Genomic DNA, 7,285 nt, shown 5'->3' with positions numbered 1-7,285 from the left:
CTTGCGCGCCGTCCACCTCTTCTCTCTCATTCCTCTGCCGCCAAACGCACCACCATCTTGAAGATGTCCGACTCAGTGATGATCCCAACCACACGGCCGTTCTCCACCACAGGCAGACCGCCGATCTTATGCTCCAGCATCAAACGTGCCGCCTCATAGATCGGTGTGTCCGGAGTAACCGTGATCACCTTTCGGGTCATGATCTTATCCACAGTGAGACGGGCCAGGAGATAGTTGAGCTCAAAGATGCTGAGAGAGGTAGCATCGGAGGGAGAAGCCTCCCGCACGTCCCCCAGGGTGACGATCCCAACGAGATGTCCGTTCTCATCCACCACCGGCAGACGCCGAATGCGCTTCTCTTTCATGATTTGGTGGGCTTCTGGCAACGTGGTGCGGGGTGAAATCGTGATCGGATTGGGAGTCATCCAGTCCCGCACTTTGTATTGCTTAAGGACGCTCGCCATGGGAGGCCTCCTGGCACGGGATGGATCTAAATCCAGTATAACATGCGGAGAAAGCAGGCGCTAATGAAACGGGGGATTGGGGGCCATCTGCTTCCCTTATAGCATATCCCCTCCACAGTCCCTTACGCCGTGAAGACGGAGCGGCCCATCTGCCTCTCCGCCGTATCACCCCCATCAGTGGGTAAAGCGCTATTCCGCCGAACTCGCCGAAGATCGCAGGGTATCCGCGGGCGAGGGATGGTAGTGGCCCTCAATCCACACCTCGCCATGAGGGCCAACTTCTTTCTTCCAGATGGGGACGATCTCTTTCAGGCGGTCGATCCCATATCGGGCGGCTTCAAAGATCCCTTCATGGCGATGCCCGGAGGAGACCACCACTGCAACCGTAATCTCTCCCACAGCCATCCGCCCGACCCGTTGCACCATGGCGATGCCGTGGACCAAAGGCCATCGCTCCCGGATCTCGGCGAGGACCTGACGCATCTTGGCCTCAGCCATCGGCAGATAGGCCTCGTATTCCAGGAACTCCACCTGTCGATCCCCCTCCTCGCCCCGCACAACCCCCGTGAACAGCGCGACCGCCCCGGTTCGTGGGGTGGCGACTGCCCGGACCAGAGCGTTCAGATCGATCGGTTCGGTCGTAAGGGCCACGATCTCGGGTCGCGATGGCGTCTCCCCTCCACCGCTGACCGGTGGGAACAATGCGACCTCATCCCCAGGCCGCAAGCCATCTTCCGGAAAGGCGAATTCATGGTTGACCGCCACGACCGCTGAAGAAAGATAGGGCTGAAGGGCCGGATAGGCTTCTGCTACAGCTCGTAGCAAATCGGCCACCGACGCGCTATCAGGGACGTGGACGGAGATCACCTCACGGCCGATTCGGTCCTTCAAAGTAGCGAACAAGCGGATCTGAATTTCCATCCGAATCCCCCCAAGCCGAGTGATTGATCTGACCGATGGAACCGGATCGCCTCCTTCTCCGCGGCCTTCCAGATTTCAGGAACCAGAGGACCCCATGGCGACGCAGGTCCCCTGGGACCCCCGACTCGGTAAAGCCCCGCCCGCCTTCAGGGCTCCAGGACGAGATCCCCGCTCTTCCCCCCATGCTTCTCGATCAGGCGGATGTTCATCAAGCGCATGCGCCGATCGAGCGCCTTCGCCATGTCATAAATCGTGAGCGCCGCCACGGTCACCGCAGTCAAGGCTTCCATCTCCACCCCGGTCCGGGCCACCGTCTCCACGCGCGCTGTGATCTCCACCCAGGGAAACGGATGACTTTCATCGGGATCCCGGAGCGCGAAATCCACCTGGGCATGGGTGATGGGCAAAGGATGACAGAGAGGAACCAGATCGGAGGTCCGCTTGGCCGCCATGATCCCGGCGATCCGGGCGGCGGCCAGCACATCCCCTTTGGGAACAGTCCCCGCCCGAAGGGCCGCCATGGTCTCTGGGCCCATCCATACCTCCCCCCGGGCGATGGCCACTCGATAGGTTTCCGGCTTCTCCCCCACATCCACCATCCGCGCCCGTCCCTGTTCATCCAAATGGGTCAACATCCGAGCCTCCCCGACGTGGATCGGAACACCTTGCTTTCGCGGGTTATTCCCTTCTTAATCTTACAAGGATCGAAGCACGTCTTAAACCCGCGAACGCTGATAACCCCTTTTCGCTAAAAGTCCACCATCTTTCCCTCGTAGGCATACATGAACAGATGCTCCACCTCCTCCCCGGTGGGCGTTCGAGGGTTGGTCAGAGTGCTGGGATCCTCCAGCGCATACTCCACCAAGGTGGGGAGATCGGCCTCAAAATCATCCCGCGGGATCCCGCATGCGGCGATCGTTTGGGGTTGCTCCAGGGTGTCCAGCAGCTCTAAGATGGCGCGGGAAAGCCGAAAAGCGGCCTCCGGGCCGTTCAAGTTGGACAACCCAATCGACCGGGCGAGGTCGGCGTAGCGATCCGCGGCGGCGCGGGCGTTGAATTCGACTACATAGGGAAGGAACAGACCCACTGCCCGTCCGTGAGGAATATCGAAGCGCGCCCCCAAGGCATGGCCCAGGCTGTGGGCCAAGCCCACCATCGCGTTCCCGAAACCGATGCCAGCCATCGTCGCCGCTAAGTGCATCTGGGTTCGAGCCTCTGGATCCTTCGATCCGTTCCGATAGGCGCGGGGAAGATAGGCGAAAATCAGGCGGGTTGCATGAAGACACATCGCGTCGCTGAAAGGGTTTCGCCAGGTGCTGACGTAGCCTTCCACCGCATGGCTCAACGCATCCATCCCGGTATCGGCCGTCAGGCGAGGAGGCAATTCCATCGCCATCGCCGGATCCACGATGGCGATATCCGGGAGGTTCTCTCGGGAGCCCACCCCCAGCTTGCGCCGCGCCTCTGGATCCGTTAGGACGATCGCCCAGGTGGCCTCGGAGCCTGTCCCGCTGGTGGTGGGGATGGCGATCAAACGGGCGCGGCGCCGCAGGCCCAGCGGCTCCATCGGGCTGATGGCCAGGGGGTCCAGGTCCGGGCGCTCGAAGAGCACCCAGATGGCCTTCGCGGCATCGATCACGGATCCCCCTCCAACAGCCACAATCCAATCCGGGTTGTAGGCCCGAATCACATCCGCTCCGATCCGGACTAGAGTGATCGTGGGGTTGGGCTCCACAGCGTCGAACACGTGGACTTCCAACCCGGCCCGACGAAGCCGGTCCTCCACGGGCTTGACCAGGCCCAGGCGCCGCACATATGGATCCGTGATCACAAAGGCGCGTCGTCCCTCCAATTGCTCTAAGTAAGAGAGCGCATCTTCGCCGAAAACGATCTCTGGGGTTTTAAAGAACCACATGGGTCTTAACCTCATTCGGATTCTTAGAGGTCGGCTGGGGAGTTGCAGATGATAGGGGGCCCCGGCCTCGCCGCTCGACACCCTCCGATGGAGCCCAGAGCCGCGAGTTGGACGCTGAAGGCTCCCATCCGTGACCAAAATCACAGAAACCCTGTGAGGTCAAGAAACTTTCTCCGTGCAACGCGGGTCGCCCCGCGCCGACAAGGACCGGATAAAGATCACGCGATAAAATCCGTGGGCACGCGGGTGCAACAGAGCACCAACTCCTTCGCCGCGCGCACATTGCGCATGATATTCACCATGTTTCCCTTGAGCTTGATCCGCCCTGTGACCAAGGCTTGGATCGGATCCAGCTTCCCCTGAATCACCTGCTTCCACACTGAGTAAGGCGCTGACATCCGATAAGCCGGGTTTTTAACCGATTCATCGGTCACTTCAAAGGCCTCCCGACACTGGCCGTGCCAGAGATCCATGTAGAGGACCACCGGCTTCGTTAACGGGCCTTCCGGCTCCACCACAAAATAAAAATCCCCCTCCCAGTTCTTCGCAGCTTCAGCGTAGCCTGGGCTGCGATTCACTTCCTCCATCAGGGCCTTGATCCATGCATCGGATGGAAAAAGAATCCCCATAAATGACCTCCTGAGGCGGAAGTTGGGGCTGGGTTCCAACATCATGAACCCAGACGGCCATAGGACTTGTGCACCAGGAAAGGGATCTGAAACTCGAGGGGCTGGGCGGACATCTCGTGCCCAGCCCCCAACTCGGAAAAAGGCGAAGCGCTGCGCGCTTATTCCTGCTGCATCAGGCTTTCTCCTTCGCTGCCTCTCGCTCCCGGCGGGCCTGCTCAATGATGGTCTGAGCGATATGCGGAGGAACCTCCTCGTAATGACTAAATGTCATGCGGAACACCCCGCGCCCCTGGGTCAGAGAGCGCAGCTGGGTTGCGTAGCGCTGCATCTCGGCCAGTGGGGCCAGCGCGATGATCACGCTCTTGTCCCCTTGTTGTTCGATCCCCTGCACCCGGGCGCGACGAGTGTTGAGATCGCTGATCACATCCCCAGTGAACTGCTCCGGCACGATGATCGTGAACTGCATAATGGGCTCCAGGAGGACCGGTCCGGCCTGCTGGAACGCCAGCTTGAAGGCCTCGCGCCCGGCGATCTGGAAGGAGATATCATTGGAGTCTACCGGGTGCTCTTTGCCGTCGTAAACCGCCACCCGCACATCGACGATGGGGTAACCTGCTAGCAACCCCTGCTCCATCACCCCCCGGATCCCCTTCTCGATCGAGGGGGCGAAGTTCGAAGAGATGGCCCCGCCGAAGACTTCCCACACGTATTCAAAGCCCCCATCCCGCGGCAGGGGCTCGATTCGGAGATGGACCTCCCCAAACTGTCCAGCACCGCCGGTCTGTTTCTTGTGCCGATACTGGGCCTTGGCCACCTTGGTGATCGTCTCCCGGTACGGAACCTTCGGAATGCTGGTCACGATCTCGACCCCGAACTTCGTGGAGGCCCGGCGGATCGCTACATCGATGTGGGTATCCCCCATCCCCTCCAGAATGGTTTGATGAGTAGAGGGTTCCTGACGGAGATGGAGAGTGGGATCCTCCTCACACAGACGCTGGAGTGTGGGGACCAGCTTAGCGGAGTCCGCTTTGGTCTTGGGCTCCGTCGCCACCGCATACAAAGGCGTCGGATAAACCGGCGGGGCAATCCGAACCAAGGAACTGCGATCACACAGGGTATCCCCGTGGCCGGTCACGCTCAATTTCGGCACTGCCCCGATATCTCCTGCAACCAGCTCTGGGACGGGGATCTGCTCCTTCCCACGCATCACGAAAATTTGAGCCAGCCGCTCGTCCTGATTCTTGTTCACATTGAACAGATGGGAGTTTGAACGCACAACGCCACGGAAAACGCGGAAGTACGCCAGCTTCCCCACAAAGGGATCAGCTGTGACCTTAAACACATAGGCCACCGTGGGGCCTGCGGGGTCCGGTTGCACCGTCTCCGGCTGTCCATTGGAAACAGGGAGCGCCTGGATCGGTTTCGCCTCCAGCGGCGAAGGAGCCAGCTGAACCAGCAAATCCAGCAACGGACCTACGCCGACGGTCGACAAGCCAGCCGCACATACCACGGGGACGATTTGCCCTGCCAGAAAGCCGGCCTTCAACCCGCGTCGGATCTCCTCCTCCGTCAACTCCCCGCCCTCCAGATACTTCACGATCAGCTCATCGTCGGCTTCCGCCGCCGCTTCCATCAGGCGCATCCGCGCCTCCTCCGCTTCCTCCCGAAGCCCTGGCGGGATCTCGCCGACCTCTCCCCGCGGACCCCGGCGCGCCTTCATCGCGATGAGGTCCACCACTCCCTCGAACGCCGCTTGGCTGCCGATAGGAAGCTGGATCAAGACGAAGTTCGCTTTGAAAACCCGGCGCAGACTTTCTAGAGCGTTCTCAAAGTTCGCGTTATCCCGGTCCATCTTACTGATCAGGGCGATGCGAGGCAGACCCCGCTCCTCCAGTGCCGCCCATGCCTGTTCCGTGCCCACCTCCACACCAGCCACACTGTCCACAACCAAGAGGGCACAATCCGCCACGTGGACAGCGCTTTTCATCTCGCCAACGAAATCCAGATAACCCGGGGCATCCAGGAGGTTGATTTTGTGATCAGACCACTCGATGGGTACAAGGGAGGTGTAAATAGAGAGACGACGACGGATCTCCTCCTCATCGAAGTCAGAAACGGTGTTGCCTTCCTCCACGCGGCCCATGCGGGTGGTCGCCCCGCTCAAGAACAACATCGCCTCCACCAGCGTGGTCTTGCCCGACCCGTTATGGCCTACCAGCACGATGTTGCGAAGGTATTCCGTTCGATAGACTTTCATCGTGCCTCCCCCTGATTAAGGTTGGCGGTTCACCCGCTCGCCCGAGCGGGAGGATCCTCGCATCCCTAAAGCGTTCGTTTCTTCGATCCAACAGGGTGCGCGCGGCGACCTGTCCGCCCGTGGACGTCCAATCTACAGCTCCAATTATAATAGTGCTCCATCCGCGTTTGTTTTGGGGATATGCGGTGGCAGGAGCGGATGGCCCCTCCCCTCCCCACAGCCCTTGGGGAGGGGAGAAAAAATCCTTCGGGGGTTGGGCCGAAGGCCCCAGGCCCAACCCCAGAAAACCCCCCAAATTTGGTGATGTGGTCAGGGCCGCGTCGTGCACCCTCGGCCGCTTGCCCTTCAACGGCACGCTAATTCCTCCGATCCGCCTGCTGAAGACGGCGGAGTAAGCGGATCTCCAGGTCATCTTCTGGATGAGGCGAACCGAGGGGATCCTGATGCCGGCGGATCAGGGTTACCGTAAGAGGATCGCAGCCCGCTTCGATCGCCCATGCCGCCCCGATCTCCGGATGCGCCTGATATCGCTGCACCCGTTCCATCCATCGACGGAGCGCCGGCCACCGAGAGAACGCGAGGCGCCAGAGCCGCGGGCACAGCGCGTTTCCCAGAACCACCAGCGCGCGCTCCCATGGAGTCAGCGGCGCTGCTGCCTTTCCCACATCGTGCAAGAGGGCCGCCCTCAACAAGGCCGGATGCCTCTCCCCCCACGCCAGCAGGGTCCGCAACACCGCCAGGCTGTGTCGTTGATCTCCCGGGGACATCCGCCAGAACAAAGCCTGAGCCTCGGGAGGCAGGATCCGCTCCACCAGCTCTCGATCCTCCTCCCGGATCCGAGCGGTGATCGCCCACCAGAACTGTTGGAAGCGATGATGGATTCGGAACATCTATCCTCCGAGACGCTGAGATGACCAAACGGCGCTCCAGCGCCTGATGATAAACAGCGAGCCCGGAGGCCCGTCCTCCGCGAGGGGGCATCTCCTGAAGGATGAGCTGGCTGGGCGCTTTCGGTGCCGGCCTTGCCCATAAAACCCATTGTATCTTTATGATTAGAAATGGGGTTTAGGGGCGAGCTGGGCGCCTTTGGCGCCCAGCT

General features: G+C 60.9%; 7 protein-coding genes. All 7 read right to left on the bottom strand.

Translation table 11 applies throughout. The annotated features are described in order from the left end of the window. Window positions 1–26: 26 nt before the first annotated feature. Window positions 27–464: a CBS domain-containing protein gene (locus ACFMO5_RS03390; protein WP_299287624.1), complete on the bottom strand. Its 438-nt coding sequence runs from the start codon at window positions 462–464 to the stop codon at window positions 27–29. Between the two features lie 189 nt (window positions 465–653). Continuing rightward, window positions 654–1,385 (bottom strand): molybdenum cofactor biosynthesis protein MoaE, encoded by a 732-nt coding sequence (locus tag ACFMO5_RS03385; protein ID WP_376791355.1) that lies wholly within the window; start codon window positions 1,383–1,385, stop codon window positions 654–656. A 146-nt stretch (window positions 1,386–1,531) separates the two neighbouring features. After that, window positions 1,532–2,020 carry a cyclic pyranopterin monophosphate synthase MoaC gene (gene moaC / locus ACFMO5_RS03380; protein ID WP_376791354.1) on the bottom strand — a complete coding sequence of 163 codons (489 nt, stop codon included), beginning with the start codon at window positions 2,018–2,020 and terminating at the stop codon, window positions 1,532–1,534. 113 nt (window positions 2,021–2,133) lie between these two features. Beyond that, complete coding sequence (locus ACFMO5_RS03375; protein WP_376791353.1) at window positions 2,134–3,300, bottom strand: iron-containing alcohol dehydrogenase; 1,167 nt, start codon at window positions 3,298–3,300, stop codon at window positions 2,134–2,136. Between the two features lie 218 nt (window positions 3,301–3,518). Continuing rightward, window positions 3,519–3,929 (bottom strand): SCP2 sterol-binding domain-containing protein, encoded by a 411-nt coding sequence (locus tag ACFMO5_RS03370; RefSeq protein WP_295451936.1) that lies wholly within the window; start codon window positions 3,927–3,929, stop codon window positions 3,519–3,521. A 172-nt stretch (window positions 3,930–4,101) separates the two neighbouring features. Then, window positions 4,102–6,186, bottom strand: coding sequence for an elongation factor G (fusA, locus tag ACFMO5_RS03365; protein ID WP_376791352.1), 2,085 nt, complete (start codon window positions 6,184–6,186; stop codon window positions 4,102–4,104). 356 nt (window positions 6,187–6,542) lie between these two features. Then, window positions 6,543–7,076, bottom strand: a complete 534-nt coding sequence (locus ACFMO5_RS03360) for an HD domain-containing protein (protein ID WP_376791351.1) — start codon at window positions 7,074–7,076, stop codon at window positions 6,543–6,545. Window positions 7,077–7,285 lie beyond the last annotated feature (209 nt).

The organism is Thermoflexus sp. (assembly GCF_042408365.1).
GTDB lineage: Bacteria > Chloroflexota > Anaerolineae > Thermoflexales > Thermoflexaceae > Thermoflexus.
This window is presented reverse-complemented; position numbering and strand designations above follow the sequence as displayed.